Consider the following 26,299-nt stretch of genomic DNA (forward strand, 5'->3'; position numbering starts at 1 on the left):
TCCTCTACTAATGATGCAGTCTTTCCCACTCCGCCAGATAGGCCGCGGAAAGCGGGCCGAGATAGTCGCTAATCCGATTCCAACGCCCAGGCCCAGTAGATGCACGTAAATAAAGCGCCTCTAGCAAGCCAGTTGCCACAAACGCTTTGAGAGCGCCGTCGTTGGTAATGAGGCCGCTCTCGATAACTTGGAAAATATGGGTACGTGCATCAGGATTCAGTTCGTCAAAATGTTCGGCGAGAGCCTTGCCTAGTTTTCCAAACAGAACGGTTGTGGGAATGTCCTCACCCCACTCCTCAATGGCCTGTATTCTGGCCGAACTGAGCACATCGCATCGGATCAGTTCAGTAACGAACTCTTGCCAAGTACTCATAATTTCCCTTTCAATGCATTCTGAAGGTCTCGCAAAACGTTCTGAGCTGCGGAGCGATCGTTAAACGGCGCGTTTGGATTCGAGTCCAGCCATTTTTGCAGCGCAACCGAATAGTCTTGTGCCTTCTGAGTATGGAACACACCACCTACAGGGTTGCCGGTGTGGGCTTCATAACGGACAGCATCAGCTGTGCTTCCTGTGCCAATTTTCGCACCATCACGATACAAGTCGTCGATCAAACCGCCAAGCTTTGTGTCTGAGACAATAGGTTTGGCCATCTTCGATGCGAGATCGTCCGCAAGCTTAGCTGCATTTGCTGCATTCGCTGTTCCCCCAGACGTCTCAAGTACCCCAATAGCAAGTGGGCCGTTGGTAACTACAAACTCGCTGAGCTTGCCATAAGCGGCCGCACCTGCCGGAATTGCGCCCAGAATCCCTGACAACCACCGATCCGCCGCATCCAGCGACTGACCGCTCAGCGTCTGCCCCGTCACTGCCTGGTACAGCATCGCGGCCGAACCATAATACGGCAACAGATTCGATAGCGTGCCGGCCAGCTTCAGCGCCTGTTCCGGTGTCAGGTTGCTCATTCGCGCAAGCGTCGCCCCAGCTTCCACCTGCCGAACCTGGGTATCAATGCGGTTGAAGTCCTCCTGCGTGCACGAGGTATCGCATTCCGCCATCAGCCGCGCATTTTCCCGAGCAGCGATGCCGCGTGCCGGCCCTTGCGAAGTAGCGTTATTTAGCGACTCACCATGGCCACGGCCGCTGCCTGCATCGCCGTCATCTGTGCCACGGCCACACCCATCAGGGCAGCCCCCGCCCCCGCCGTGACAATCGAGATCGCCACCGCCGCCACCATCGCCACGATCTGGCCGATGACGCCGAAGCCCTTCTTTTCCTTGATGAACCGCGTGTGGATGTCGTCGGCCACCGTCCCTTCGGTGTAGTCCAGGCCCAGGCTTTCCTTGAGCTGGGCCACCAGTGCCGCGCTGGCTTCCTCGTCCACCGACCCGTCCGGGCGCGTGATGCGGAACGCGTCGTTGATCGCGCGGATGCTGTCCGCCTCGATCTCCATATGCATCGCCGACAGGAAGCCGCCCGGTTGCACCACGGTGCCAGTAACAACGTTCCAGCCGCCCTGTGCCTTGTAGGCATTGGTGCCGATCGACACCACGTTCGGGCTCAGGTCCAGGCTTCCGGCCCTGACCGCCAGCGTGTCGGTGGCAATGACCTGTCCGCTGTTGCGTAGCTGGCCATCGACCGTCAGCCTGATGGTCTCGCCGCTGATGGTGCCACCCGTGGGCGCCGCCAGGGCCTGGGCGTAGCCTTCCGGCAGGTACACCTGCGGCACCAGCGCCTTGACCGGCGGACAGATCGTGCTCGCCGCCGTGCACCGCGGATCCGGCACGGCCTGTTCCACGTACCAGAGCATCGGCGCGTCCAGCGCCTTTACCTGGTCATCGCTCAGGGTCGTGCCCAGCGCGATGTGGTGCGCCTTCGCGTAGTCCGCCGCGTTCTTGTAGAGCGCCAGTTTTTCCTGGTCCGCGACCGACAGGTTGTTCTGGCTGTCCCACGCCAGGCCATTGATGAAGCTGTCCTGCCCGGTCTGCGCCAGCGCAGCCTGCTGCAGCTTCTAGCCTTCGGTGTACGGGTCGTAGTAGAACGTCACATTGCCCGGGCGCAGTGCCGGCGGGAGCTGCCCGATCAGGCTGTCCGGCCTTGGAGAACTGTCCCACGTCGCTATGTCACCGCTGACACCGTTCGATCAGATGTCGCCCGCCGAGCAGGACGCGCTCTTCGACGCAATGACCAACGACGACAGCGACGAGGTCGCCCGCGCCCACCTCGCTCGTGGCAACCCCATCTATGTCTCGACCCCATACACCCCAAAGGGGCTCGTCGAGAAGCGCTTCCCCGACGGCCGGCGACAGTTCGTGCGCTTCGATCTGCAGGGCGAGCACGTCGTCGTCAATGACGTGCAAACGGTATCCGGCTCCTCTCCAGAGCCGTAAAGCAACACCGCAGAAACGACGAACCCTGCCCCGGCCGGGTTCGCCTTGCTACACTTCTGCAAGTTCTAGATCCCGTATCTGGATCACAGCTTGTACCCTCGTTGTGCCGTCAGCATTGGAGAACTCGACTTCGTAGTTGCCATCGCCATAGTCTTCGATAACGTACCCGATAGCTCCCACGCTAAGTCCGTCGTGCGGGTTCTCCCGGCCGACATATCGCACGCGGTTGTAAATTGAGATTTTCATTAACGCTCCCTTGTACAGTCAGAAGAGTGTATCTGCCCCACTTGTCGAGCAATATCCTCCACAATCGCCTTCGGCCCAGCAATAGTGAGGCCGACGAAAGTTTCTGCCTCGATCGTTATCAAGTCGATGCCGAGCCTAACTACCAGATTTTCAATTTCTTGGGATCCACCAACGCCCCAAAGCTTATCGATACCGACCGCACCGTTCCTTACAAGGACAGTATGAATGGCATCTCTAAGGGCATCGTCATATTCATTTCCGAGAATAATAGTTGCTTCCTCTGTGCCCATTCTTAGAATCCCAAATCCTTGCCGCCAGACAAGCTTGCAGATTCAATTTTAATTTCCTCCCAGCTCTTTCCTTTGGCTCTAAGCCAGTCGACTGTTGGCCCCAGCTTATCGCCGTACTTCTCAAGATTCCTAGCGTACATCGCCTCGAGCTGCGGTGCAGACCGCCAATGAGTGTTGCCAGAGCGACCATCGCAGCGTTGGAGACCGTGTTCTCGTACTTGATCGTCTGAGCGCCGTCGCCGTTGTCCACAACGGTCTGGCTACCGTCATATAACGCACCCCGGATCAGGGGTGCCGCAATCGCACTGGCCGCGCCACCAATGGCACCCTTCGCACAATCACGATTCAGCGGACTCTACGTGGAAATTACAGGCGTAAAGGGCTACAGCAACACCTCGACAATTGAATCCAAGCTTTCTGGCATTGCAAGAAAGCGTTTCCAACCCTCCAATATCAAACGCCACTCCCGCAAACTAAACTTCCCTTCTGGCGTTCCCACCCAGTTGTCGTTTGCCTCAATGTCGATCTGGACTCCGCTTAAAGTAATTGTCAAGGTGACATCATTGCCGCCTGTTTCAATCATCTTCTCTTGGCCCATTTCGACTGCATCGAAAGCGGATAACAAACGATCACAGTCATCGGTGGTCTGAGCAATCGCGCCTAGGGCGCCGCAAACATAACGGTTATAGCGAGAAGCATCCTCCACGTCGACCGCCATAGGTCGCCAGTAATACACTTGTCCCGCGACCGGATGAACGCCGCCATCTGCATATGAGAATACGAGCTTCATTTAGATCCTTGGTAAATTGGGTACACAGTAACTCGTGGAGAAGTGAAGCCTTCGACTTTCACACCAGAGGTTACAGGTGGATCCTTATCTCATACTTGGGTCGCCGCCATGCTTCTTTCCTGCAGGGCATTACTGCAGCCGAAGCGTTTCCCAACGCGGCCCGAGAAGATTATTTGAGTCCCAACGTATGAGTTCCAGTTCAAGCAGACGTCCGTTCTCATCAGCATGGAGCATGACGGATACTTCGACGCCTTCACTGTCAAGCATCCTTCCTTCAACGCCAAACGGATGCTGCCCACGATACATGGGCCGCTTGTAGCCCGCGATCTCGAAAATGACGCTAGATCCATCAGAGCTGGCCGGAATTGCTGAGGAGTTCCTCAGATCCACGAGGAGCTGTGTCCGCTCAGCTTCCTCAAGCTTAGAAGCGAAGCCGGCTATGAGCTTTCTCTCTTCGGTAGTTAGTGGGCGCATGTTCATTTCACTGGAAAGAGCGTTCCGAAAGCTCGCCAGTTGCTGTTTGTCGTGAGCCGGACAACATTTGGAGGATTGTTTGTAGCCACCATCTGAGCATATTCAGCCAAATGCTAGGTCGCATTGCCATGCACGCAAACACTTTGCCCATTTGGCAATTACGTCTCAAAAGACTTGGGAATGACGGCCCCCGGATAGGTTGGCTGGGTCACCTTTATTGAGGCCCAGACCGCCCCGGTTGGACCTCCACCAATGCCCGTGCTCGCTGAGCTTGCCATAGGCCGCCGCACCCACCGGAATCGCTCCCGTAATCCCCTACAACCACCGGTCGCCGTCCCCAGTTCCTGACCACTGAGGGTCTACCCCCTCACCGCCTGGTACAGCATCGCCGCTGAACCATAGTACGGCAACAGATTCGACAATGAGTCGCCCAATTGCATCGCCTGCTCGGGCGTAGGTCTATTCAGCTTCGCCAACGTGGCGACGCGTTCAACTTCGCAAACCTGCTTATTCAAGCAAGCCCATCTCCCCCCCCGCTTGACGCAACTCTTTCGGATGCGCAATCTGCTGTTTGTCGAGCACGAAGGTTAGTAGCTCGTACGCAACCCCATATTCGCCATAGTCCAAGTACTCGGACACATCCGTTTTATCGCGCTCAGGCAGGACGGTGCTGACCTTATCCAAGGCATCGCGGAGTAACTTTTCGAGCTTCGCGTAACGGTCGGGATCTGCGGTCACTTTTGATTCCTCCGAAGGTTCTCTCGACCAAGATATCGCCCATGGTCCCATACCGAGATCTTTCACTCGGCGCTACCGCTTGTATTTACCTATTTAGCACCCGGGCACACCACTGATGGCCCACCAAATCTTCCGGCTCGAGATAACGCGAGAACGGGTGCTTATCTCGGGTAGCTAAGCTAGCGTCGCGTGAATCTTGCGGCCCACACCATTCGGACTCACAGTCTTCGCAGAAAACAAATAGGTCGCCCCCAGCCCCCTCCGATGCCACAAGTACACGGCCTTGACTACAAACCGGGCAAGTTTCGCTAACAACGGCGTAGTGCGTATAGGTCATAGCTAGTCTAATTTTGGTAACGGAGTACCGTTATAAACTCGCTGAGCTTGCTGTAAGCCACCGCACCAGCAGGTTGCCCCCAGAATCCCCGACAACCAAGTTCAGCACCGGGCTATCTGCATAGATTTGGTCCCGGATCATCGGCGCCGCGATCGCACTCGCCGCCTCGCCAATGGCCCCGCCTGCACAGTCCCATGCCGCCCGGTGCTAGGGCCTCGTCCCGTGTACTTACATCATGGCGGGCTATTTGCCCCCCAAAGGGCGGTCCAAGACATGCCCAATAACTCAGCAGCCAGCCGCAGCCGGGACTTACTGTCAGGAGCCACCTCGATCTCATACTCAGCCAGTTGCGTACATAAGATCTCTAATGCCACGCCAGGCTCGCCGTGGCTCAGTAGCTCCTGAACATTCTTCGCAGTGTCGTCAGGAAAAGAAGAAGCCACTTCATCCAGTACTTCGGCAATGACAAGCCGTAAATTTTGAATTTCGCTCATATTTGCCGGGTTCCCACTTGCTGTCGCAACCGCTAGCTGCTCCAGCGTCACCCCAACTACACATTTGGCCCCTAAGCCATTCGAATTCAGATAAGAACACGGGTCAAGAGATTCCCATTACGCCGAGTTGGAGGACGTTGGCCGATATTCTGTATGCGTCTAGGATCTATGAGTAAATGTCCGGCTTGGAGGGCCGGTGCTAGATCAAGGGAATTTGCCCACTTGCGGCCCGACTTCCTGTGCGGAATAGTTATCCATCGATCGGATTCAGTTTTCCATCGTCTCTAAAAAGCTGTCGAGCGTTATGTTCTCCCACTCCGACCGATTGCTTTCAAGGTCCCTCAACAGCGCAGCAAAAAAGTCAGCCGAGTTGAAAGGTAACAAACAGTCTGCGCCCGTAATGCAGCCGCGCAGAAGCGAAGAACCGGCCTGGAGCCAGGTTCTGCAAATCTATCATGGGTTTTCACTCTTGGCGGTGCGGACTGCCTTTAGCCAATCGCTCCATTGAGCGGGATCGTTTGTACCTCCGTCAGCCCAAATCGTCTGCGCCATCCCGCTCAGCATTACTGCGATGTCGTCGCTTTGGCAACCATCCCTCTCGTAGTACTGCTCCAAGAAGATAAACATCGCACGATAGGCTTCATTCACCTTCAACCTTTCATTCATTTCATTTACCTGGCCATCTTGCGCACGTCGTCGGGCATGGCGGCGGTCCCCGCTCATTACCCCTTGGAGGCAGCGACGCGACAAAATCCAACAAAACTCTACAAATTGGACGACTCCGCAGCACTTCTTAATATAACGTTATTGGCGATAACCTCGATCATCAAATTCTCGGAAAGAAACGCTATTCTATAATGTTTCATTTTCCAAAGCCCGCCGAAGTGATCGCTCCAAACGACAGCCGCCTCAGATTCTGGATACTCGACGAGTGCTCCCAATAGCTCGGGGTCGATGGTTCTGGCAGGGTCCAAAACAAGCATTCCCGGCCCAGGGAACGAACTCTTACAAAAAAATGGCGCATGTGTGAACAGCAATTCTTTATGATTTGGAAGACCTTCTGGACCATCGAATCCGATCGAAATAACTAAATCTAAACCTTGATTAACGAGTGAAACACCGTTTTCGCCATACGGCGGCATCCAATCATAAGGATTCAGCACCTCAATACATCGACCTGCCTTCATTTTTTACTCCTTCTTGGAATGTCGGAACTCCCTGTAGGCGGTAGCTTGTTATTTTTTATCTGCAGTTTAGCCAAATCGTCGAACGTGTGCATCGGGTATCCGGCACGGCCTGTTCCACGTACCAGAGCATCGGCGCGTCCAGCGCCTTTACTTGGTCATCGGTCAGGGCCGTGCCCAGCGCAATGTGGCGCGCCTTCGCGTAGTCCGCCGCGTTCTTGTAGAGCGCCAGTTTTTCCTGGTCCGCGACCGACAGGTTGTTCTGGTTGTCCCACGCCAGGCCATTGATGAAGCTGTCCTGCCCGGTCTGGGCCAGCGCAGCCTGCTGCAGCTTCTGGCCTTCGGTGTACGGGTCCGTCACGTTGCCCGGACGCAGTGCCGGCGGGAGCTGCCCGATCAGGCTGTCCGGCCTTGGAGAACTGTCCCACGTCGCTATGTCACCGCTGACACCGTTCGATCAGATGTCGCCCGCCGAGCAGGACGCGCTCTTCGACGCTATGGCCAACGACGACAGTGACGAGGTCGCCCGCGCCCACCTGGCTCGGGGCAATCCCATCTACGTCTCCACGCCGGACACCCCCAAGGGGCTCGTCGAGAAACGCTTCCCCGACGGTCGGCGCCAGTTCGTGCGCTTCGACCTGCAGGGCGAGCACGTCGTCGTCGATGACGTGCAAACGGTATGCGGTTCCGCGTCGGAACCGTAAAGCAACCCGCAGAAACGACGAACCCGCCGGAGCCGGGTCTCGCCGCACAGGGGTAAGTAACCAACCCTGCTAGCGTCGGTCAAACCTCTTGTCCAAATCCAGCTCCGATTTAAAGCCCATTAGCAGACCAACCTCCAAGAGCTTGATAGCCGCAGCTCCGGAGACTCTGAATGGAAAGGACTCCAGCGCGCCACCGATGTATTCATAGGCAAGACCGTACTCCCCCGCTAGCTCAATGAACTCGCGTATTTGTGCCATCTGCTCCTCATACGATAACGTCGTCGTCGAGTAGTAGGCCGCAATCTCTGGCTGACCCTCCAACTCATTCAGAACGAACAGCAAGTTGGCTTCAATCAGATCATTGTTCGACAGCGTGGTCATTTTGGATTCCTCGGCAAATTGGTTGGGTAGCCGGTCACGATGCGCCCCTTATTTGGATCAATGACCACCTTGATTTCGACACCGTTGACTGTTCCCGAACCCGTCACATACCCATTTCTTGGGTCAGATGCGGACCACCGCGTCTGAGGGTTGGTGGCAATATCCAATATCGCATTGGTGACTTCTTGTGGCCCCCACGATGTCAGAAACTCTGATTTCCCTGGTTTACCAACACCGGCAAGGTGGCCTCCGGAATTGGGACCATCGCCGTAGAGAACATGCTTCTCAGCCTTGGGGTCCAGAAGCGAAGAATCACCAGAGTTCGTGGCTTTATTTTCTGCATTCTCGCCACCATTTTCATTTGACAGCATTGCATTGCCTGGGGCCCCCGGCGCAGCGATCGGAGGCGTCATCACGCACGGTCCACCGGGCGTACACGCTGCCACTGGCGGTGTAATTACCGCGCCGCCCATCGCCGGCGGGTTGCCGCTGTTGGTGGCGTCCACCAGCGGGTTGGCTTCTGTCGGCGGCGTCTGCCCCGGTAGCATACCGAGGAAGTCCTTGCCCCAACGTGCCAAGTCCCCAAGAGGATTTTTGTAGGTCTCCTTAACCCATTTCACCACCTTGTCGGACGTGGAGTTGTTCAGCGCCTCGTTCTGTGCCGCCAGTGCCGCAGCCGTTGCATTCGCGCCGAGCAACGCACCAGCAGAGCCACCGATCAGCGTCGCCAGTGCCACGGTCGCCGCGTTGTAGCCGGTGTTCTCGTACTTCACCGTCTGCGTGCCATCGTCGTTTTCTACGACGGTTTGGCTACCGTCATACAGCCCATCCCGAATCAACGGCGCAGCGATGGCCGAGGCCGCGCCGCCAATGGCACCATATCCAGCACCCGACGCGCCCCACGTTGGCGACGGCCCGCAACCTATGCAACCTGGCTTTGCAGGCCATCAGCGCCCCGACGCAGGTTCCCTTCCGAGTTTTTGCCCCAGACGCCGTTTTTGGCCGAACAATCAGGCTTCGTCAAAGAGCAAGGCGCGCCCACATGGGCGCGCCAATGCGCAAGTCTAGCCGCCGGCTGTGGCTTTCGATTGCGAAATCCGGTTCCTCTACTAATGATGCAGTCTTTCCCACTCCGCCAGATAGGCCGCGGAAAGCGGGCCGAGATAGTCGCTAATCCGATTCCAACGCCCAGGCCCAGTAGATGCACGTAAATAAAGCGCCTCTAGCAAGCCAGTTGCCACAAACGCTTTGAGAGCGCCGTCGTTGGTAATGAGGCCGCTCTCGATAACTTGGAAAATATGGGTACGTGCATCAGGATTCAGTTCGTCAAAATGTTCGGCGAGAGCCTTGCCTAGTTTTCCAAACAGAACGGTTGTGGGAATGTCCTCACCCCACTCCTCAATGGCCTGTATTCTGGCCGAACTGAGCACATCGCATCGGATCAGTTCAGTAACGAACTCTTGCCAAGTACTCATAATTTCCCTTTCAATGCATTCTGAAGGTCTCGCAAAACGTTCTGAGCTGCGGAGCGATCGTTAAACGGCGCGTTTGGATTCGAGTCCAGCCATTTTTGCAGCGCAACCGAATAGTCTTGTGCCTTCTGAGTATGGAACACACCACCTACAGGGTTGCCGGTGTGGGCTTCATAACGGACAGCATCAGCTGTGCTTCCTGTGCCAATTTTCGCACCATCACGATACAAGTCGTCGATCAAACCGCCAAGCTTTGTGTCTGAGACAATAGGTTTGGCCATCTTCGATGCGAGATCGTCCGCAAGCTTAGCTGCATTTGCTGCATTCGCTGTTCCCCCAGACGTCGCAAGTACCCCACTAGCAAGTGGGCCCTTGGTAACTACAAACTCGCTGAGCTTGCCATAAGCGGCCGCGCCCGCCGGAATCGCCCCCAGAATTCCCGACAACCACCGGTCCGCCGTCCCCAGTTCCTGGCCGCTGAGCGTCTGCCCCGTCACCGCCTGATACAGCATCGCCGCTGAACCATAGTACGGCAACAGATTCGACAATGAGTCAGCCAATTGCATCGCCTGCTCAGGCGTAAGTCTATTCAACTTCGCCAACGTGGCGACGCGTTCAACTTCGCGAACCTGCTTATCAATGTTGACGAAGTCTTCCTGCGTGCACTCCGTGCCGCACTCGGTCATCAACCTCGCATTTTCCCGTGCAGCAATGCCTCGCGCTGGACCGCGCGAGGTCGCATTATTTAGCGCCTCGTTCTGCGCGGCCAGCGCCGCCGACGTGGCATTCGCCCCCAGCAACTGCCCAGTGGCACCGCCGATCAGCGTCGCCAACCCCACCGTCACCGCCTGACGCACCGGGTCATCGCTGTAGTTCAGCACCGCACTGTCGGCGTAGATCCCATCCCGGATCAACGGCGCCGCAATAGCCGATGCCGCCCCGCCAACCGCCCCACCCGCACAATCCCCACCCGTCAGCCCCTGCGCCGCGCAGCCGATCAACGCGTGGGCTGCCGCGTTGGCGATGATGCTGTTCGTCGTCGCCCCCTCCGACCCGATCCCCGGCAACTTCACCCCGGCCGCGTTTGCCGCGAGCGCTGCGGCATCCCTCACCAGTCCGCCGGCAAATGCTTGCCCGAAGCTGCCGCCGTACGCGACCGTCGTAATCCCGGCGCTGATCGCCGAGCGGACAACGCTTGCCTGGGCATAGCTGCCCAGCTGCCCTGCCGCCTGGGTCCAGTTTCCCTGCGCGATGTTGTCGCCAATGCTGCCGATGCCAGCCTTGTCGAGCCCCAGCGCGCCTAGCGCGCCATGCGTCAGTCCAGCCGTCAGGCCGGAGATCGCACCGGCCTTCAACGCAGCGCCGATGTTCAGCGAACCGGTGGTAATTACCTGGCTCACCATGCTGGACAACGTGCCCGACACCATGGCCACGGCCGCTGCCTGCATCGCCGTCATCTGTGCCACGGCCACGCCCATCAGGGCAGCCCCCGCCCCCGCCGTGACAATCGAGATCGCCACCGCCGCCACCATCGCCACGATCTGGCCGATGACGCCGAAGCCCTTCTTTTCCTTGATGAACCGCGTGTGGATGTCGTCGGCGACTGTGCCTTCGGTGTAGTCCAGGCCCAGGCTTTCCTTGAGCTGGGCCACCAGTGCCGCGCTGGCTTCCTCGTCCACCGACCCGTCCGGGCGTGTGATGCGGAACGCGTCGTTGATCGCGCGGATGCTGTCCGCCTCGATCTCCAACGAGGCCGCACGCGCCCACCTCGCTCGTGGCAACCCCATCTATGTCCCGACCCCAGACACCCCAAAGGGGCTCGTCGAGAAACGCTTCCCCGACGGTCGGCGCCAGTTCGTGCGCTTCGATCTGCAGGGCGAGCACGTCGTCGTCGATGACGTGCAAACGGTATCCGGTTCCGCGTCGGAACCGTAAAGCAACCAGCAGAAACGACGAACCCGGCCGTAGCCCGGCTCAGTAGCTCAGCGACGAATCCATACTCGTTCAATTTGATTCGGGAGCAAGGCAACTAATGCAATTGTCTCGCCTCGGTCATCGCAGAATTCAACTTCGTAGGCAAGGCATGGGCTATGGTGGATGTCAACTACCGTACCCCTCATACCCACCTGAAGCCCGTCAGCCGGTAGGTCTTCTAACAAGACCACAACGTCTAATAGATTCGCGTTCGTCATAGCTAGGATCACTTCACGTACAAAGTAGTCAGTCGAGGAGTGGATGAACCTGGATCGTATATCCAACCTGAGCGAACAGTCACAGTGTTGCCATTTGGCCCCGTTATCGGCATATCGACGGTAAACCGTTGGCCAAACTGGTCTGACTTTCCAGGTATTGCGGGATTCTCAGTGACCCCCTTTTGAATTTGACTTATGAGCTGATCTGCATTCGACTGATTGAAGCCCAATGCCGAGTCAAAAACAATCGCCTTGTTTCCTCCGACAGGATGAGTCGGGTCAAGAGCATAACCAGTGACTTTCTACGGATCTATAACAGCTTGCCCCGCATTTTCAAGATTGCTCCCGGTCGAGCCTCCTTCATTAGCACCCGTACCACTCGACAGGATCGCATTCCCTGGTACTCCAGGCGACGCTATCGGCGGAGTCATGACACATTGGCCAGTGGGGCTGCAGGCCATAGTCGGCGGCGTAACTACCGCGCCGCCCGTCACCGGCGGATTACCAGCGTTCGTCGCGTCCACCAAAGGATTCGCTTCAGCCGGCGGCGTCTGCCCCGGCAGCATGCCGAGAAACTCCTTGCCCCAACGTGCCAAGTCCCCAAGAGGATTTTTGTAGGTCTCCTTAGCCCATTTCACCACCTTGTCGGACGTGGAGTTGTTCAGCGCCTCGTTCTGTGCCGCCAGTGCCGCAGCCGTTGCGTTCGCGCCGAGCAATTGCCCGGCAGAACCGCCGATCAGCGTCGCCAGTGCCACGGTCGCCGCGTTGTAGCCGGTGTTCTCGTACTTCACCGTCTGCGTACCATCCCAGTTGTCGATCACGGTCTGGCTACCCGCATACAGCCCGTCACGAATCAACGGCGCGGCAATAGCGATGCCGCCCCGCCCCGCGCAATCGCCCCCCGTCCAGGCTCTGGGCCGCGCAGCCCAGTAGCGTTACAGTTGGATCGTTATTTCATACTTGGGTCGCCGCCATGCTCCTTTCCTGCAAGAAATTACTGCAGCCGAAGCGTTTCCCAACGCGGCCCGAGAAGATCATTTGAGTCCCAACGTATGAGTTCCAGTTCAAGCAAACGTCCGTTCTCATCAGCATGGAGCAGGACAGATACTTCGACGCCGTCACTGTCAAGCATTCTTCCTTCAACGCCAAACGGATGCTGTCCACGATACATGGGCCGCTTGTAACCTGCGATTTCAAACATGACTCTAGATCCATCAGAGCTGGCCGGAATTGCTGAGGAATTCCTCAGATCCTTGAGGAGCTGTATCCGCTCAGCTTCCTCAAGCTTAGAAGCGAAGCCGGCTATGAGCTTTCTCTCTTCGGTAGTTAGTGGGCGCATGTTCATTTCACTGGAAAGAGCGTTCCGACATTTACCGTGCCATTCGGCAGCAGCCGCGCCCGATATTCAACCTTCACGCCATCGACAATCAGACGACCAACGACGTCTGCATTCGCGGCCATGTTGCCGCGCATGGCGTTGACTTCCTTCACCACGGCTGCCTCAGCCCGAGCAATGTTCACACCAGCCGCGTCAAGACGCGACGCATAGTGCGCTGTCTTGAAGATTATCTCGGCAGTGGCAGCGGCCCCCTTTGTCGCTATAAACTCACTGATCTTGCTATAGGCTACCCCGGCCACTGGGAGTACGCCAGCAATGCTCATCAGCCAGCGCTCCGCCGTGCCCAGCGGCTGGCCGCTCAGGCCTTGACCTGTGACGGCTTGATAGAGTGCTGCCGGGGTGCCGTAGAGAGGAAGCAAGCTGGTCAACATGTCGCCCAGCTTCAGTGCCTGTTCCGGCGTGAGATTGTTCAACCGAGCGAGCGTCGCCGCTGCCTCCACCTGCCGCACCTGGGTATCGATGCGGTTGAAGTCCTCCTGCGTGCAATTTGGCTCGCACAGCTTAGTCAGCCGCGCATTTTCACGATTCGCAATGCCGCGTGCCGGTCCCGTCGAAGTCGCATTGTTCAGCGCCTCATTCTGCGCTGCGAGCGATGCCGAGGTGGCATCGCGGCCGAGCAGCGCGCCGGTCGCCCCGCCGATCAGCGTCGCCAACCCCACCGTCACCGCCTGACGCACCGGGTCATCGCTGTAGTTCAGCACCGGGCTGTCGGCGTAGATCCCATCCCGAATCAACGGCGCCGCAATCGCACTCGCCGCCCCGCCAACCGCCCCACCCGCACAATCCCCACCCGTCAGCCCCTGCGCCGCGCAGCCGATCAACGCGTGGGCTGCCGCGTTGGCGATGATGCTGTTCGTCGTCGCCCCCTCCGACCCGATTCCCGGCAACTTCACCCCGGCCGCGTTCGCCGCGAGCGCTGCGGCATCCCTCACCAGTCCGCCCGCAAATGCCTGGCCGAAGCTGCCGCCGTATGCGACCGTCGTAATCCCGGCGCTGATCGCCGAGCGGACAACGCTTGCCTGGGCATAGCTGCCCAGCTGCCCTGCCGCCTGGGTCCAGTTTCCCTGCGCGATGTTGTCGCCAATGCTGCCGATGCCAGCCTTGTCGAGCCCCAGCGCGCCTAGCGCGCCATGCGTCAGTCCAGCCGTCAGGCCGGAGATCGCACCGGCCTTCAACGCAGCGCCGATGTTCAGCGAACCGGTGGTAATTACCTGGCTCACCATGCTGGACAACGTGCCCGACACCATGGCCACGGCCGCTGCCTGCATCGCCGTCATCTGTGCCACGGCCACGCCCATCAGGGCAGCCCCCGCCCCCGCCGTGACAATCGAGATCGCCACCGCCGCCACCATCGCCACGATCTGGCCGATGACGCCGAAGCCCTTCTTTTCCTTGATGAACCGCGTGTGGATGTCGTCGGCGACTGTGCCTTCGGTGTAGTCCAGGCCCAGGCTTTCCTTGAGCTGGGCCACCAGTGCCGCGCTGGCTTCCTCGTCCACCGACCCGTCCGGGCGTGTGATGCGGAACGCGTCGTTGATCGCGCGGATGCTGTCCGCCTCGATCTCCATATGCATCGCCGACAGGAAGCCGCCCGGTTGCACCACGGTGCCGGTAACAACGTTCCAGCCGCCCTGTGCCTTGTAGGCATTGGTGCCGATCGACACCACGTTCGGGCTCAGGTCCAGGCTGCCCGCCTTGACCGCCAGCGTGTCGGTGGCAATGACCTGTCCGCTGTTGCGTAGCTGGCCGTCGACCGTCAGCCTGATGGTCTCGCCGCTGATGGTGCCGCCCGTGGGCGCCGCCAGGGCCTGGGCGTAGCCTTCCGGCAGGTACACCTGCGGCACCAGCGCCTTGACCGGCGGACAGATCGTGCTCGCCGCCGTGCATCGGGGATCCGGCACGGCCTGCTCCACGTACCAGAGCATCGGCGCGTCCAGCGCCTTCACCTGGTCATCGCTCAGGGCCGTGCCCAGCGCGATGTGGTGCGCCTTCGCGTAGTCCGCCGCGTTCTTGTAGAGCGCCAGTTTTTCCTGGTCCGCGACCGACAGGTTGTTCTGGCTGTCCCACGCCAGGCCATTGATGAAGCTGTCCTGCCCGGTCTGCGCCAGCGCAGCCTGCTGCAGCTTCTGGCCTTCGGTGTACGGGTCGTAGTAGAACGTCACGTTCCCCGGGCGCAGTGCCGGCGGGAGCTGCCCGATCAGGCTGTCCGGCGTCACGCCCGCCAGGACGCCCGTCGCCGGGTTCGGGCTGACGTACCGGGCGCGATCATCCTGGCCGGTTGGCGTCGAAATTGGTGTGCCGTCCGGCCTGGCGCTGAAATGCCAGTCCACCGTCGGGGTGGAGCCGGTCGTCGGCGCGCCCGGCGTGGCGACGATCACCGGGGTGAACTGCCACGGTTGGGTCGGGTCGGCGGCCGGGGTCGTGGCCGGCAGCGATCCGGCTGGCACGGGCATGGGCCCGAGCGGAATCACCTGGCGTGGCGCGGCGTTGCCGGGCGTCGGCTGGTCCGGACTGGTGATGCCGTTGACCATCGAGGCGCCGGTCAGATCCACGGCAGCCCCCATCAGGTTGCCGGTGTTGACGATCTGCCCGCCCGCGCTGACCGACAGCGTGTTGCCCGCCCGGATGCCCGACGCGATGTTGCCGATGGCCGCGCGGCCGCCGGTGTCGTGCCAGCGGTCGCCGCCGCTGCGGTCTTCCTGCCAGCGGCCGATCCAGTCGGCGTTCAGTGCGATGGCCGTATTGTCCACGCCGCCGCTGGCGCGGATGCTGACGTCCCGGCCGCCGCTGATCAACGCGCCGTGGTTGTCCAGCGATTCCGTCTCGATGGTGACGTCGCGCGCGCCGCTGATGACGCCGGCTGGGCCCGTCGCCGCATCCTCCTTGGCCGCGCACTGGCTGTTGCCATAGGTGCCACCCGGATTGCAGCCGCCGGCATAGGGCGGATTCTGGCCGCCGTAGCTCTTGTGCAGTTGCACCGGGTCCAGCGACGTATTGACGAGCGACGCGGCCGTGATCGCCACGTCCCCGGCGACGGACTGGATGGCGCCGGCCTCGTTGGTCACCGTGCCACCCGCCGTGATATCCACCCTGCCCTGCGCCGCCAGCGTCGCGCTGAGGTTCTGCACACCGCCGGCGTTGATCGTGAGGGCGTTGCCGGCAGCCACCGTGCTGGGCGTCTGCTTCCACACCACCGACTGCACCGTGGGACTGCTGTCGTCCGGACAGTCTGCGCCGGGCACGCAGCCCTGCACCGTGCTGACGTTGACCTCGTGCACGCCCTGGTTGGTGAACGTGCCCGGCGTGGTGATCCGGATATTGCCGGCCGCCGCGATATCGCCAGCGTTGGTCAGATCGCCGGTGCCGTTCAGCGCCAGGTTGCCGCCCGAGGTGATCTGCCCGGCCTTGCCCAGCTGGTAAGTGGTCGACGACTGCGTGGGCGCCGCCACTGCCGCATTGTTGCTGTCCAGCCCGACGTTCACCGGTGCCGCAGTGATCGGCGCCGCACCGCAGCTGTCGGCCATACAGGGCGGCGGGATGGTGCCGAACAGCAGCTTGTTGTTCTCGTTGCGCAGCTGACTGTTGGGCACGTTCTGGGCCAGATCCTTCAGGCTGGCCAGCAGCGCAGCAAACTCCGCCTGGTTGACGGCGTCTGTCACGCCATTCACCAGCGTTGCCGAGCGGCCGTTGTCGAGACTGCCGACATCGAGCGTGACGTCGCGCGCCGCCGAGATGACGCCACCCTTGTTGGACAGGGTCGACGCGGCGATGTCGAGATTGCCGCCCGCGATGATCTGGCCGGCAGTCCCATCGGTCTGCTTGACCACCGTACGGTCCACGGTCGGCAGCGCCAGCGTCGTGCCTGCGCCGTTCACCGGGTACCGGCTGGTCGCGTCGACGAGCTGCCACATCTGCAGGTAGGTGATGCCGGCGTCGCCACCTGGTGAGTACGGCTGCCAGCCCAGTTCGGGCGCGATGCCCTTGCCGTCGGCCGTCTTGCGAATATCGCCGAGCGTGAGATTGACCGGCACCCCGGGCCTGGGCCAGAAGGTGTTGCCGAACACCCACGGCGCATAGCTGCCGATGACCGTCGAGGCCAGCAGCGCGTCGTTGTTCACCTTGCCCGTCGTGCTTCCCGCATCCACGGGCCCCGCGCGGTCGTTGACCACGGCGCCTGCGGCAATATGCAGGTCACCGATGGCGCCGAGCACCCCGCCCGTGTTGGTGACGGTGCCGTCGATGTCGATCTTCAGGCTGCCGTTGGCCTGCGTCTTGGCGCCGGTGTTGTCGTAGTGGCTGCCGGTGATCGCGATGTTGCCCAGGGCCTCCGCGACCCCGCGGTTCGTGACATTGCCATCCAGCGCCAGGTCGGCGTTGGCGTGCAGGGTGCCGGTGTTGGTCAGGTTGCCCGCCGACAGCGACACGTTGCTCCCGCCCACGATCTGCCCCGTGTTGGTCAGCGCCCCGCCGGTCGCCAGCGACAGATCGCCGGCTTTCTGGATGGTGCCGCTATTGCTGATGCCCTGTCTCGCATCGAGCACGACGCTTCCGCCGGGGACGGTCCAGGTGCCCGTGTTGTGGATCGCCAGCGCACCGAGCGTCACCGTACCGTTGGCATCGATCTTTCCCATGGCCGCCGCGGATGGATCGAACACCTGGTTCCACGCGTGCAACGTCAGGTCATTGCCAGCCAGCAACTGCCCGCCGACGTTGTTGAAGCTGCCATCGCCGCCAAGCACCGACATCACGAGATTGCCGGCCAGCGGATTCTGGCCGCTCAGGTCGCCCGCGAAAATCGTGCCGCCCTGATTGCTGGCGAGCGCGCCCGTCGACACCGTCAGGCTCTGTGCGCCGGACAGCAGGCCCGCCGCGTTGTCGAAGGCATTGGCGACGGTGATGTTGACGGTCTGCCCGCCCAGCACGCCCCGGTTGGTCAGGTTCGCGGCGTCGAGTTTCACCGTGCTGCCAGCCAGCGTGCCCGCATTGGTCAGCGACCCTGCCGACACCTGCAACCGCTGTACGGCAACCGTGCCGCCGGCATTGTTCACCGTGGCGCCGCTCAGGGTGATGTTCGTCGCGGTGGTGTCGCCGGTCATCGTCAGGCCGCGCGTGGCAGCGGCGTCGAGCGTGCCGTTGATGGCGTTCTGCTTGCCCGCTGGCGCGCCGATCGCCACATCGCCGCCGCGCAGCGTGGCGTCCTTGCCAACCCACGTCAGGTCGCCCACCTGGAGCGTGCGTCCCGCCGAAACGCCAAGATTGCCGCCCGTCATCGTGCTGCCGGACAACGTGGCGTCCTGCGCCGCCGAAACGCCGGCGTTGCCCAGGCTCGTCAGCGCACCGCTGATCGTGGCCGACCCCGTGGCAGCCGTCACGTTCGCATTGGCGCCGCTCGACAGGCTGCCCGACACCACTGCATTGCCACCCGCCGAAACCGTGGCGTTGCCGTTGGCGATCATCGCGCCGTTGACGGCGACGTTGCCTTGGGTCGCCGTGATGGCGGCATCGCCGGCGCTCTGCGCCTGGCCGCCGATCGTCACGTCCCGCGCTGCACGCAACGTCATGCCCGCATTGCTGCCGATCTGCCCGCTCGTTGCGATGCTGCCGGTCTGCGCCGTCACGTCAAGCGCGCCATCGGCCACCACCTGCCCACCGAGTTGGACGTCGGTCCCGGCCTTCACGCTGAGCGTGCCGGGCGACACGACGTTGCCCGATGTCGTCACGCTGCCATCCACGCCGACAAGCGAGACGTTGCCCGTGGTGCTGCCCGCCGCGCCCCGGATCGTCAGGTTGCGCTGGGACGCAAGGTTCAGGTCGCCTGCCGACACCGCGCTGCCGTCGATCACCGTGTCGCGCGCGGCCTGCAGGGCGATGGTTCCCGGCGAGGTGACGTCGCCGCCGAGCCGGATATCGCCGCTGCCGCCCTGCCCAGCCGCCTTGACCGAGATCGTGGCACCGTTGACCGCGCCGCCGACGTCGACATGGGTTGCGGCGTCCAGCGCCACCGCCTGCTGCGCCCTGACGCCGCCGGCGCCCTGGATCGCGCCTTCTGCCGACGTCACCGTCAAGCCGCGCCCCGATTCCAGCGTGCCGCCCAGCGCCACGTCGCCCTGGGCATTGACCGTGTAACCCGCCTCGCCGATGCCATTGCCCGCCGCCTCCAGCGCGCCGCCCGCCTTCAGCGCAACCTCTTGCTTGGCGTAGCTGCTGCCGATCCTCAGGTTCCCCGCGGCGTCGATTGTCAGGCCACCAGCCGACGCGGCCAGATTGCCGTCCGCGCGCACGCCCACGCCAGCGGCGGTGCTGACAATGTGGATCTGCCCGGCATTCATCGCGCCGAATGCGGTGGCGTCGATGGCCAGCCCGTTGGCCGCCGTGGTGTTCACCGCGGCCGTATTGGCGCCAGCCGGGCTCGTCGCCAATCCGTCGCCATCGGGCCTGACCAGTTGCCGGCCAGCGATCAGGTTGATCTGTCGCCCGGCGTTGATCGCGGCGTCGACACCGATCGATTCCGCGATCAGGCTGATGCTGCCGACGCTACCCTCGATGCCCGTGCTCGACGCGCCCGGCGTGGGGTTGCCGATCTGGATGCGGCCGCCTTCCACCAGAAAGCCCGCCGTCGCCGCGGCATCGAAGCTCGTGGACGCCCCCGAAGCCGACAACCACTGCGGCGTGCCCGTCGTCAGCGTGACCTGCGAAGTATTGGTAAAGCCCGCGCCACTCGTATAGATGCCGCCGGGCGCGGCAATCACCACGCCGGCCTGCGCGCCGAAGACCTCGACCATGCCGTTGATCTGCGCCGGCGCACTGCTGGTGACCTGGTTGACGATCAGCCGCGCGGGGCCCGACGCCGCGAGATTGGCGTTGCCGGCCACCTGTCCGCCCAGGAAGGCGCCGCCGCCGGTGACGCTGTTGTTCAGGATCAGCCCGATGGGGTCGACGACGAAGGACCGGTACTGGTTCAGCGAGACGCCCTGTGCGTTCGGCGTGGTAATCCCCACGACCGGCACGCCGCCGGCCGGCGCACCGGGGCCCGTCGTTGCGGTGATTGCCGGCGTAAACCGGATCGGCGCGTTGGGGTCGACCACGGGTGCCGCGGCGGCCTCGGCGGGGCCGAAGCTCACCACGACGGGCAGGCGGGCCATCGCCCAACTGAGCAGCCCCTGCCGCACCGCGCCCACATGGGTCGCCAGGCCGTCGACCGGCGTAACGCCCGCCGCAATGACCCCAGCCGCCTGCCTGGACTGCTGCAGCGTGATCGACATCGGGCCCACCCACATTGTGATGGCGAGCAACGTCGACAAGGCGCGCGCGACGAGGCTGCGACGGCCGCGGTCGGCCAGCGAGACGTCGGTGGCGGAAGCGTTGGACGAGGGAACGGGGTACAGCGTGGCCGGGCGGTCGCGATGCATGGAATGGCTGAACAGCGTGCTTCAGTCGGAGGTCGTCAACCGGCGTGCCCTGCGGGCATGCCGTCGAAGACAGGAAGGGGAGAACGAGCGCTCGGGCGCCCGGCGCCCGTCGTTACTGGGTAATCCTTGCCTTCGCCAGCAGGCCGGTCACCAGCGCCACCGTGGCGCGTTCCAGCGCCTGCGCCTGCAGGGCCTGCCGGATGCCAGGCGCCGCCGTGTCGAAGGACGGCACCTCCGTGGGCCGCACGGCATCGACCTTGACGACGTAGCGGCGCTCGCCGAGCACCACCGGCGACGGGCTGACGGCCCCCGGCGGCAGCATCGACACGGCCTGCGCAATCGGCAACGGCAGGGTCTGCGTCTTGCCCTCCTGCGCCGGCACCTTGAAACTCACCCAGTCCATCGCGCCGCCGGCCGCCTTCGACGGCGCCAGGCTCACGTCCTGCGCGACCTTCGCGAAATCCTCGCCGGCCTTGATCCGGCCCAGCACGGCATTGGCGGCGGCATCGTCCGCCACCTCGATCACGCGCGCCTTGTATTCCTTGTCGCCAAGCGTGGCGACGATGGCGTCGTACCGCGCGCGCACCTCGGCGTCGGTCACCGGCGCGGGCTTGATATGGTCCTTGAGCCAGGCTTGCGTCAGGATCTGCTGGCGTGCCTCGCGCAGCAACGCCTGCACCTCGGGCCGCTGCTCCAGCGCCTTGTCCTTGGCGGCTTCCTGCCGGAACAGCTCGCGCGCGATGAGCTGCTGCTTGATGGCCTCGCGCGCGGCCGGGGAATCCGGCAGCCCGGCTGCCTGCACGGCCTGGGTGATGGCGCTGTCCGGAATCGCCACACCATTGACCGTGGCGGCGTGCGCCCCTTGGAGGCCGATGGCCATCACGGCACCGAGGACTGCGCGGGTGACTTTCGCTTGCATGGCTTGCTGCTCCTAGTAAATCCAGTTCAGGGTGGCCAGCGCGATCGCGCGCCGGGGCCCCAGGCTGGCAGGCTGCGCCAGCGGCGCGCCCACCAGAACTTCGCTTGTGAAGGTTTGTCCCGCCCACTGCGCCGACAGACGGATACCCGCGCCCGCGCCGGCAACGGCCTGCCATTGGCGCGTAGCCACGTACTGCGTCTCGCCGCCATCCAGGAACACATACGGTTCCATGCGCAGGCCGCCCAGCACCGGCGCGTTGATCCACGCGAATTCGTTGCGCAGATAGGCGCCACGGTCGCCGGCGATCACGCCTTCCCGGAAGCCGCGCACCGTGCTCATGCCGCCGGCGTAGACCTGCTCCGACCCGAACAGCGCGACGTTGGTCCACTGTCCGACCAGCTGGGCCCGCCACGCCACCTGCACCCGTCCGGCCACCGGGGGCAGCGGCAGTTGCAGGGTCGTGCTGGCGTCGAACTTGTTGAATTGCGCGTGCGCTTCGTCCCGGCGGATATCGGACGGATCGTCGGTCGCGTGGAACGATGTCAGGCCGCGCGAGTAGCCGGCTTCCGCCGTCACGTAGCCCTGCTGCGCATTGGCGGCGAACCGCCACAGCCCGTTCCAGGCGGCGCGCAACACGGTCAGCCGCTGCGGGTCCAGTTGCAGGTTGTTGATCTCGCGCTCGCTCTTGCGCCACGTCAGCGTCAGGTCCACGGCCTGCCGGCCGCGCTGGTTGCGCGTCAGCACGCGGTTCCATCCGAGCGTATGGCCCATCGACCGGCCGTACAGCAGCGCCGTGTCACCGATCGTGTTCTGGTATTCCGACAGCGAAGCCGTGTAGCTGAACGTGTTGTAGCCGAACGGCACCGCAGCCGACGCCACGGCGGCATTGGTGTCCGACGTGCCCACGTAGCTCACGCCGAGCGATTCCTGCAGCCCCAGCGCGTTGTCGACGTCGACGCCCAGCCGTGTGCGGGAGATACCGGTGACGCGGCTGCCGTAGTTGTCCACGCCCGCGTTGAAGCGGAACCGGTCGCCGGGCTGGTTCGCCAGCGCTACCACCGAGCCTCCCGGCGTCTGCCCCGGCAGGATCTGCAGCTCCGCGCGATTGCGGCGCAGCCGGTTCAGCTGATCGACACCCTGTTCGAGGTCGGCCAGCCGCAGCGTGTCGCCCGGCGCGGGAAACTGCCACACCGTCCCGGCATCGGTGATCCAGCCGCCGGCCGCCGTGTCGAACAGCGGCAGCGGCCCCGGCCGCAGTGTCTTGCCGTTGAGCTGGAGCGATTCCACGCGGCCCGGCACAACCGTCACGCGCAGCACGCCGCTGGCCAGGTTCTGCTCGCCAAGGTAGGCGCGCGTGGTGATATAGCCCTTGGCCACGAACGCCTCGGTGAACCGGCGCAGCAGCAGGTTGATGCGGTTGGCGCCGAGCCGTTGACCGATGAACGGCGCCGTCACGGCATCGACCTCCGCATCGGACAGCACCGTGTTGCCTTCCACCTCGATGCGGCGGATGTCGAACGTTGCTGCCGTCTCCTCCACGTCCTCCACGCGCACGTCGGGCGCCATCGGCACGCGGCTGTCGATCTGCGGCGGCGGCTGGGTGGCCTCGCGTTGCAGATCGCGCTGCCGCTGTTCCCGGAGCAGGCGTTGCGCCGGGTCCTCCGGCGGCAGGGGCCCGATGGGCGACACCTGCGCCTGCACGCCGGCCGAAGCCATCATCGCCATCAGCGCGGCGGCGGCCACCCGCTTCATCGCCACAGCCATGTCGTCAGGCCCAGATGGCTTTCCACTGATACGGGATCCTGCTGGCGCGGCCGGCTCACGGTGGTGGCGCCCGCGATGGCCACGTCGCCATCGAAGCTGCCGCCATTGACGACGGCATCCCCGCCGATGCGTGTGCGGCCGGTCGCCATCCAGCTTCCGCCGACGTCCATCGCATACAGCCGCGCCCAGGTATCGCCGAAGAACGCCTTGAATCCCCGGTCGCGGGCGATCGCCGTGTAGCCGGTGAGCCCCGACGCATACGTGACCGGCGCATCCACGGTCAGGTCGCCCAGCGCCAGCACGCGGCCGCCGATGTTCTCGGCGGCCCGGCCAGCCGTGATGTCGATACCGCCGCCCGCCGACAGCAGGCCGCCGGTCACCGCGGTGTTCGACGCCGCCGACGTCCGGCATACGATCATGCAGGTGCGGGCGTAGTGGGCCTGCCCGGTCGGCACGCCCTGTGTGCGGAACGTGTCCGCGGCATGGATCGATATCGCGCCGTTGTTGGCGTAGATCTCGCCGCCGGTGTTGATCACGTTGCGGCCGCTGAGCGTCGTGCCGGTGTCCGACAGCAGATAGGCAGTCTGTCCCGGGCGATCCACCGCGCCATAGTCGATGTCGTACGTGCTGGACCGCTTGGAGAGCACCAGCCAGCGCCGCCCCGACGTGGCGTCCACCACGGCCCGGTCGCCGTTGGCGCCGGGCTGCCTGGTGATCTCATTGATCAGGTCGCCCGTCGCCGCCACATCGAGGCGCGCGTTCGACAGCATGCGCGCGTGCCGGTTGACGATGTCACCCCCGGCCCGCACGACGACATCGTCGGCCGCGCCAAAGAAGATGCCCAGGTACTGCGGCGTCGAGCTGTTCAGGATGGCGCCACCCGCGCGCACCGCCAGCGCGCCTTCCGACCCGGCCTGATCGGAGCGGGTCTGGCCTTGCACCAGCGCGCCGTCGTTGACAAGATCGCCATCAATGCTCACGCGGACGCCGCCGTGCCTGGCGATGACGGTCGACTGGCGCGTGGCCGAAGCCAGTTGCATGGCGCCGGCCTGGATCTTGACGTTCGACGCCGCCAGCACGTCCGCGTCCTGCTGCTGCCAGAGCCCGCCTGCCTGGACCTCCACGGCACCGCCCGTGGACGACAGCGTCGCATCGCGCAACGTCAGGTCTCCGGTCCTGATGGACACCCCGCCGACGCCGTCGATATCGGCCCCGCTGGCAAGCAGGTCCGTGGCCAGCACCGACAGCACCCCCTGCCTGGAAGTCAGTGCCGATCGCCCGCGCCCGGCGCTCACGCTTAGTCCGCGCACCCCCTGGCCTTCGATCACCAGGTTGCCGTTGGCGTTGAGCCGTACACCGGCCAGCGCAATGCCCGCGCCGGCATCGAACAGGCCGATACCGCCGCTGGCGTCCAGGGCGGTGTCGGCAAGCGCCAGCGTCCGGCTGCGCGTCTGGCCCGGCGCCCCGATGACGATGTCGCCTGTTGTCGACGTGCCTGCCGCGATGGCACTGTCGGCCAGTGCGACGCGCTCGGAAGTTACCTGGACGTGACGGCCTGCGGTCATCGATCCGCTGCCGAACAGCCCGCCGCTATCGATCCACACATCGCGCGTGGCACCGACCTTGCCCGCGCCAAGCTGCAGGTCGCCGCTGCCGGAGATCAGGAAATCGCCAGCCGTCGCATACGCGGCGCCGGCATGCCGCACGCCCGCGCCCTGATCGGTCACGATGACTTCCACCCGGCCGCCGAGCAGGCTGCCCGCGCTGGTGATGTCCAGCGCGAGGTTGCCGGACGAGGCGCCGCCGGCTGCGTACGAGATCCACGGCGACAGGTTGTCGCCCGGCGATACGCTGGCATCGATCTCGGCGTGGCTGTCGCCAACCACGGCCCGGACGCGAGAGTTCGGATCGGTATAGCGGTTCTCGACCTTCCCGGCCACGCGGAGCTGCTTGGCGATCAGTTCGAGGTTCAGCAGCGTGCCCGACAACCCGCCGGGCCCGATATCGATGGCGCCCTGCCGCGTGCTGAGCACCAGGTTGCGCTGGAGCTGGCCGTTGACCGAGACGTCGTTGAAGGTGACCTGCCCGGTGGTCAGCGCCAGGTTGCCGATGTTCTGGACCACCATGCCGTTGACGCTGATGCCGTTGGGATTGGCGATGACGACGTTGGCACGCGGCCCCAGCACGTTCAGCGGGCCTTCCAGCAGCGACGGGCGGGTGCCCGTGACCTGGTTGAGAATCGTCCGGGCGCGAGCGGTGGCGTTGTTCAGGTCCACACCCGCCGCCGGGACGTTGAACTCGCGATAGTTGTTGGTGGACACGCCGCCCACGGCCGCGGCCACGCCCACGGCAATACGGCCGCCGGCCCCGACGGCAGCCGTCGTGGCAGTGCTGCCATCCGGCACGATGCCGGACGCCAGCGCAGGCGCAGCGAACACGCACAACATCAGCGGCACCCAAGCGCCGCTTCCTGAAAGCCAGAATCGGTACAAAGAACGACCCCTTCTCACGACATGGTGTGGAACGTCGCTGCCATGCCGCGCATCCGGCCCGGGCCACGTTTTTCTGGGGCGCGACTCTAGCAATATCGAAACCGGTCGAGAAGGCGATCGTGACCGATACGCAACGCGCAGCGGGCTTGTCGTGGGGGTTTCTTAATCCAGGTCTAAGGGACGCCGAAAAGGTGGCACAGGGCGGCGATGGCATGCTCCCCGGCGGGGAAGCCTCGGCGGATGCGGGCGGAGCAGGGAAACGGGCGACTACAGCGAGGTTGCAGGATGCCGATCACTGCGATGTACCGGCATGCGGCTTGGGCTTGCCAGGGCGAGAAGACCCCGTCGGTGAGGGCCGGTGCAACAGCCACCGTCCAGGGCGCGCGCGTCGGAAGCGGGCCCAAAAAACAAAACCCCGGAAGACCGCGATCTTCCGGGGTTCGCCGCCAATACAGATGTAGTGGCGGAGACGGAGGGATTCGAACCCTCGATCCAGGTTTTGGCCCGGATGCTCCCTTAGCAGGGGAGTGCCTTCGACCTCTCGGCCACGTCTCCCAAACTTTTGTTGTGCAAGGGAGGCTGCACAACAGAGCGCGTATTCTAGCGAGGCAGTCCCGACTGGTCAA

27 protein-coding genes, 1 tRNA gene and 2 pseudogenes are annotated in these 26,299 nt (G+C 63.1%); 4 read left to right on the forward strand and 26 right to left on the reverse strand.

Features of this window, described 5'->3' with window-relative positions; genetic code table 11:
* Window positions 1–7: 7 nt before the first annotated feature.
* From EHF44_RS16395 to EHF44_RS16405, 3 genes are read right to left on the reverse strand one after another with little or no spacing between them, the layout of a single operon-like run.
* Complete coding sequence (locus EHF44_RS16395) at window positions 8–373, reverse strand: DUF7674 family protein (protein WP_124684626.1); 366 nt, start codon at window positions 371–373, stop codon at window positions 8–10.
* The gene (locus EHF44_RS28555; RefSeq protein ID WP_216643966.1) at window positions 370–1,056 is read right to left on the reverse strand and encodes a hypothetical protein; all 687 of its coding nucleotides are present in this window, start codon (window positions 1,054–1,056) and stop codon (window positions 370–372) included. Before EHF44_RS28555 ends, EHF44_RS16395 begins: the two co-directional genes overlap by 4 nt.
* 59 nt (window positions 1,057–1,115) lie before the next feature.
* Window positions 1,116–1,784 carry a hypothetical protein gene (locus EHF44_RS16405; RefSeq protein WP_253699901.1) on the reverse strand — a complete coding sequence of 223 codons (669 nt, stop codon included), beginning with the start codon at window positions 1,782–1,784 and terminating at the stop codon, window positions 1,116–1,118.
* A gap of 334 nt (window positions 1,785–2,118) precedes the next feature.
* On the opposite strand from EHF44_RS16405, the gene EHF44_RS16410 reads away from it, so the two are divergent.
* On the forward strand, window positions 2,119–2,388 hold the full coding sequence (locus EHF44_RS16410) for a hypothetical protein (RefSeq protein ID WP_124684628.1): 270 nt from the start codon (window positions 2,119–2,121) through the stop codon (window positions 2,386–2,388).
* Between the two features lie 48 nt (window positions 2,389–2,436).
* On the opposite strand, the gene EHF44_RS28975 is transcribed toward EHF44_RS16410, so the two are convergent.
* The 6 genes from EHF44_RS28975 to EHF44_RS16440 form a co-directional block, all read right to left on the reverse strand.
* Window positions 2,437–2,634, reverse strand: coding sequence for a DUF4926 domain-containing protein (locus EHF44_RS28975; protein WP_124684629.1), 198 nt, complete (start codon window positions 2,632–2,634; stop codon window positions 2,437–2,439).
* A complete protein-coding gene (locus tag EHF44_RS16420; RefSeq protein WP_124684630.1) occupies window positions 2,634–2,924 on the reverse strand; it encodes a hypothetical protein in 291 nt (96 codons plus the stop codon). Before EHF44_RS16420 ends, EHF44_RS28975 begins: the two co-directional genes overlap by 1 nt.
* Window positions 2,925–3,306: 382 nt before the next feature.
* Complete coding sequence (locus EHF44_RS16425; protein ID WP_124684631.1) at window positions 3,307–3,714, reverse strand: hypothetical protein; 408 nt, start codon at window positions 3,712–3,714, stop codon at window positions 3,307–3,309.
* A gap of 129 nt (window positions 3,715–3,843) precedes the next feature.
* Entirely contained in the window at window positions 3,844–4,194 is a 351-nt protein-coding gene (locus EHF44_RS29040) for a DUF6984 family protein (protein ID WP_437340297.1), read from the reverse strand.
* A 501-nt stretch (window positions 4,195–4,695) separates the two neighbouring features.
* Complete coding sequence (locus EHF44_RS16435) at window positions 4,696–4,926, reverse strand: hypothetical protein (RefSeq protein WP_124684632.1); 231 nt, start codon at window positions 4,924–4,926, stop codon at window positions 4,696–4,698.
* Between the two features lie 570 nt (window positions 4,927–5,496).
* Window positions 5,497–5,757 (reverse strand): MafI family immunity protein, encoded by a 261-nt coding sequence (locus EHF44_RS16440; RefSeq protein ID WP_124684633.1) that lies wholly within the window; start codon window positions 5,755–5,757, stop codon window positions 5,497–5,499.
* Window positions 5,758–5,774: 17 nt separating this feature from the next.
* On the opposite strand from EHF44_RS16440, the gene EHF44_RS29045 reads away from it, so the two are divergent.
* A complete protein-coding gene (locus EHF44_RS29045) occupies window positions 5,775–5,933 on the forward strand; it encodes a DUF7660 family protein (RefSeq protein ID WP_437340298.1) in 159 nt (52 codons plus the stop codon).
* A gap of 91 nt (window positions 5,934–6,024) precedes the next feature.
* Here the strand turns inward: EHF44_RS29045 and EHF44_RS29050 are convergent, their stop codons facing one another.
* The 4 genes and pseudogenes from EHF44_RS29050 to EHF44_RS16455 form a co-directional block, all read right to left on the reverse strand.
* Window positions 6,025–6,141, reverse strand: a complete 117-nt coding sequence (locus EHF44_RS29050; RefSeq protein WP_437340299.1) for a DUF7660 family protein — start codon at window positions 6,139–6,141, stop codon at window positions 6,025–6,027.
* A gap of 69 nt (window positions 6,142–6,210) precedes the next feature.
* Entirely contained in the window at window positions 6,211–6,423 is a 213-nt protein-coding gene (locus EHF44_RS16445) for a hypothetical protein (protein WP_124684634.1), read from the reverse strand.
* A 98-nt stretch (window positions 6,424–6,521) separates the two neighbouring features.
* Window positions 6,522–6,944 (reverse strand): hypothetical protein, encoded by a 423-nt coding sequence (locus tag EHF44_RS16450; RefSeq protein WP_124684635.1) that lies wholly within the window; start codon window positions 6,942–6,944, stop codon window positions 6,522–6,524.
* An 88-nt stretch (window positions 6,945–7,032) separates the two neighbouring features.
* Window positions 7,033–7,350, reverse strand: a pseudogene (locus EHF44_RS16455) (hypothetical protein); the annotation flags it as partial.
* A gap of 25 nt (window positions 7,351–7,375) precedes the next feature.
* Here EHF44_RS16455 and EHF44_RS16460 point away from each other — a divergent pair.
* Window positions 7,376–7,645, forward strand: coding sequence for a hypothetical protein (locus tag EHF44_RS16460; protein WP_124684637.1), 270 nt, complete (start codon window positions 7,376–7,378; stop codon window positions 7,643–7,645).
* 69 nt (window positions 7,646–7,714) lie between these two features.
* On the opposite strand, the gene EHF44_RS16465 is transcribed toward EHF44_RS16460, so the two are convergent.
* The 4 genes from EHF44_RS16465 to EHF44_RS28560 all read right to left on the reverse strand — a co-directional run bounded on the left by EHF44_RS16465 (window position 7,715) and on the right by EHF44_RS28560 (window position 11,177).
* Entirely contained in the window at window positions 7,715–8,026 is a 312-nt protein-coding gene (locus EHF44_RS16465; protein WP_124684638.1) for a hypothetical protein, read from the reverse strand.
* On the reverse strand, window positions 8,023–8,799 hold the full coding sequence (locus EHF44_RS16470; protein WP_124684639.1) for an EndoU domain-containing protein: 777 nt from the start codon (window positions 8,797–8,799) through the stop codon (window positions 8,023–8,025). The genes EHF44_RS16465 and EHF44_RS16470 overlap by 4 nt, the downstream gene beginning before the upstream one ends.
* 336 nt (window positions 8,800–9,135) lie before the next feature.
* Complete coding sequence (locus EHF44_RS16475; protein WP_124684626.1) at window positions 9,136–9,501, reverse strand: DUF7674 family protein; 366 nt, start codon at window positions 9,499–9,501, stop codon at window positions 9,136–9,138.
* On the reverse strand, window positions 9,498–11,177 hold the full coding sequence (locus EHF44_RS28560; RefSeq protein ID WP_253699903.1) for a DUF637 domain-containing protein: 1,680 nt from the start codon (window positions 11,175–11,177) through the stop codon (window positions 9,498–9,500). Before EHF44_RS28560 ends, EHF44_RS16475 begins: the two co-directional genes overlap by 4 nt.
* Window positions 11,178–11,211: 34 nt before the next feature.
* Here EHF44_RS28560 and EHF44_RS16485 point away from each other — a divergent pair, with 34 nt between their 5' ends.
* Window positions 11,212–11,433 carry a hypothetical protein gene (locus tag EHF44_RS16485; protein ID WP_172965991.1) on the forward strand — a complete coding sequence of 74 codons (222 nt, stop codon included), beginning with the start codon at window positions 11,212–11,214 and terminating at the stop codon, window positions 11,431–11,433.
* A gap of 47 nt (window positions 11,434–11,480) precedes the next feature.
* Here EHF44_RS16485 and EHF44_RS28980 read toward each other — a convergent pair whose 3' ends face one another.
* From EHF44_RS28980 to EHF44_RS16525, 9 genes and pseudogenes are all read right to left on the reverse strand, one after another.
* Complete coding sequence (locus EHF44_RS28980) at window positions 11,481–11,690, reverse strand: DUF4926 domain-containing protein (RefSeq protein WP_124684641.1); 210 nt, start codon at window positions 11,688–11,690, stop codon at window positions 11,481–11,483.
* Between the two features lie 8 nt (window positions 11,691–11,698).
* Window positions 11,699–11,980, reverse strand: a pseudogene (locus EHF44_RS28985) (DUF6883 domain-containing protein); the annotation flags it as partial.
* 12 nt (window positions 11,981–11,992) lie between these two features.
* On the reverse strand, window positions 11,993–12,511 hold the full coding sequence (locus tag EHF44_RS16495) for a hypothetical protein (RefSeq protein ID WP_124684642.1): 519 nt from the start codon (window positions 12,509–12,511) through the stop codon (window positions 11,993–11,995).
* Between the two features lie 173 nt (window positions 12,512–12,684).
* Window positions 12,685–13,035, reverse strand: a complete 351-nt coding sequence (locus EHF44_RS29055) for a DUF6984 family protein (RefSeq protein ID WP_437340300.1) — start codon at window positions 13,033–13,035, stop codon at window positions 12,685–12,687.
* Window positions 13,032–20,498 (reverse strand): beta strand repeat-containing protein, encoded by a 7,467-nt coding sequence (locus tag EHF44_RS16505; RefSeq protein ID WP_253699905.1) that lies wholly within the window; start codon window positions 20,496–20,498, stop codon window positions 13,032–13,034. The genes EHF44_RS29055 and EHF44_RS16505 overlap by 4 nt, the downstream gene beginning before the upstream one ends.
* Window positions 20,499–20,610: 112 nt before the next feature.
* A complete protein-coding gene (locus EHF44_RS16510; RefSeq protein ID WP_124684644.1) occupies window positions 20,611–21,417 on the reverse strand; it encodes a peptidylprolyl isomerase in 807 nt (268 codons plus the stop codon).
* 12 nt (window positions 21,418–21,429) lie between these two features.
* Window positions 21,430–23,181 (reverse strand): ShlB/FhaC/HecB family hemolysin secretion/activation protein, encoded by a 1,752-nt coding sequence (locus EHF44_RS16515; RefSeq protein WP_437340301.1) that lies wholly within the window; start codon window positions 23,179–23,181, stop codon window positions 21,430–21,432.
* A complete protein-coding gene (locus tag EHF44_RS16520; protein ID WP_124685150.1) occupies window positions 23,166–25,628 on the reverse strand; it encodes a filamentous hemagglutinin N-terminal domain-containing protein in 2,463 nt (820 codons plus the stop codon). The genes EHF44_RS16515 and EHF44_RS16520 overlap by 16 nt, the downstream gene beginning before the upstream one ends.
* A gap of 506 nt (window positions 25,629–26,134) precedes the next feature.
* Window positions 26,135–26,228 (reverse strand) — tRNA-Ser (locus EHF44_RS16525).
* Window positions 26,229–26,299: the final 71 nt, after the last annotated feature.

This window comes from Cupriavidus pauculus, assembly GCF_003854935.1.
Taxonomy (GTDB): Bacteria; Pseudomonadota; Gammaproteobacteria; order Burkholderiales; family Burkholderiaceae; genus Cupriavidus; species Cupriavidus pauculus_C.

Excerpts from the sequence above, each read along its gene's own strand:
- EHF44_RS16395 (WP_124684626.1), bottom strand. The coding sequence starts at position 373 with ATGAGTACTTGGCAAGAGTTCGTTACTGAACTGATCCGATGCGATGTG.
- EHF44_RS28555 (WP_216643966.1), bottom strand. The coding sequence starts at position 1,056 with ATGGCGGAATGCGATACCTCGTGCACGCAGGAGGACTTCAACCGCATT.
- EHF44_RS16410 (WP_124684628.1), top strand. The coding sequence starts at position 2,119 with ATGTCACCGCTGACACCGTTCGATCAGATGTCGCCCGCCGAGCAGGAC.
- EHF44_RS28975 (WP_124684629.1), bottom strand. The coding sequence starts at position 2,634 with ATGAAAATCTCAATTTACAACCGCGTGCGATATGTCGGCCGGGAGAAC.
- EHF44_RS16420 (WP_124684630.1), bottom strand. The coding sequence starts at position 2,924 with ATGGGCACAGAGGAAGCAACTATTATTCTCGGAAATGAATATGACGAT.
- EHF44_RS16425 (WP_124684631.1), bottom strand. The coding sequence starts at position 3,714 with ATGAAGCTCGTATTCTCATATGCAGATGGCGGCGTTCATCCGGTCGCG.
- EHF44_RS29040 (WP_437340297.1), bottom strand. The coding sequence starts at position 4,194 with ATGAACATGCGCCCACTAACTACCGAAGAGAGAAAGCTCATAGCCGGC.
- EHF44_RS16440 (WP_124684633.1), bottom strand. The coding sequence starts at position 5,757 with ATGAGCGAAATTCAAAATTTACGGCTTGTCATTGCCGAAGTACTGGAT.
- EHF44_RS16445 (WP_124684634.1), bottom strand. The coding sequence starts at position 6,423 with ATGAATGAAAGGTTGAAGGTGAATGAAGCCTATCGTGCGATGTTTATC.
- EHF44_RS16450 (WP_124684635.1), bottom strand. The coding sequence starts at position 6,944 with ATGAAGGCAGGTCGATGTATTGAGGTGCTGAATCCTTATGATTGGATG.
- EHF44_RS16460 (WP_124684637.1), top strand. The coding sequence starts at position 7,376 with ATGTCACCGCTGACACCGTTCGATCAGATGTCGCCCGCCGAGCAGGAC.
- EHF44_RS16465 (WP_124684638.1), bottom strand. The coding sequence starts at position 8,026 with ATGACCACGCTGTCGAACAATGATCTGATTGAAGCCAACTTGCTGTTC.
- EHF44_RS16475 (WP_124684626.1), bottom strand. The coding sequence starts at position 9,501 with ATGAGTACTTGGCAAGAGTTCGTTACTGAACTGATCCGATGCGATGTG.
- EHF44_RS28980 (WP_124684641.1), bottom strand. The coding sequence starts at position 11,690 with ATGACGAACGCGAATCTATTAGACGTTGTGGTCTTGTTAGAAGACCTA.
- EHF44_RS29055 (WP_437340300.1), bottom strand. The coding sequence starts at position 13,035 with ATGAACATGCGCCCACTAACTACCGAAGAGAGAAAGCTCATAGCCGGC.
- EHF44_RS16505 (WP_253699905.1), bottom strand. The coding sequence starts at position 20,498 with ATGCATCGCGACCGCCCGGCCACGCTGTACCCCGTTCCCTCGTCCAAC.
- EHF44_RS16510 (WP_124684644.1), bottom strand. The coding sequence starts at position 21,417 with ATGCAAGCGAAAGTCACCCGCGCAGTCCTCGGTGCCGTGATGGCCATC.
- EHF44_RS16515 (WP_437340301.1), bottom strand. The coding sequence starts at position 23,181 with ATGGCTGTGGCGATGAAGCGGGTGGCCGCCGCCGCGCTGATGGCGATG.
- EHF44_RS16520 (WP_124685150.1), bottom strand. The coding sequence starts at position 25,628 with ATGTTGTGCGTGTTCGCTGCGCCTGCGCTGGCGTCCGGCATCGTGCCG.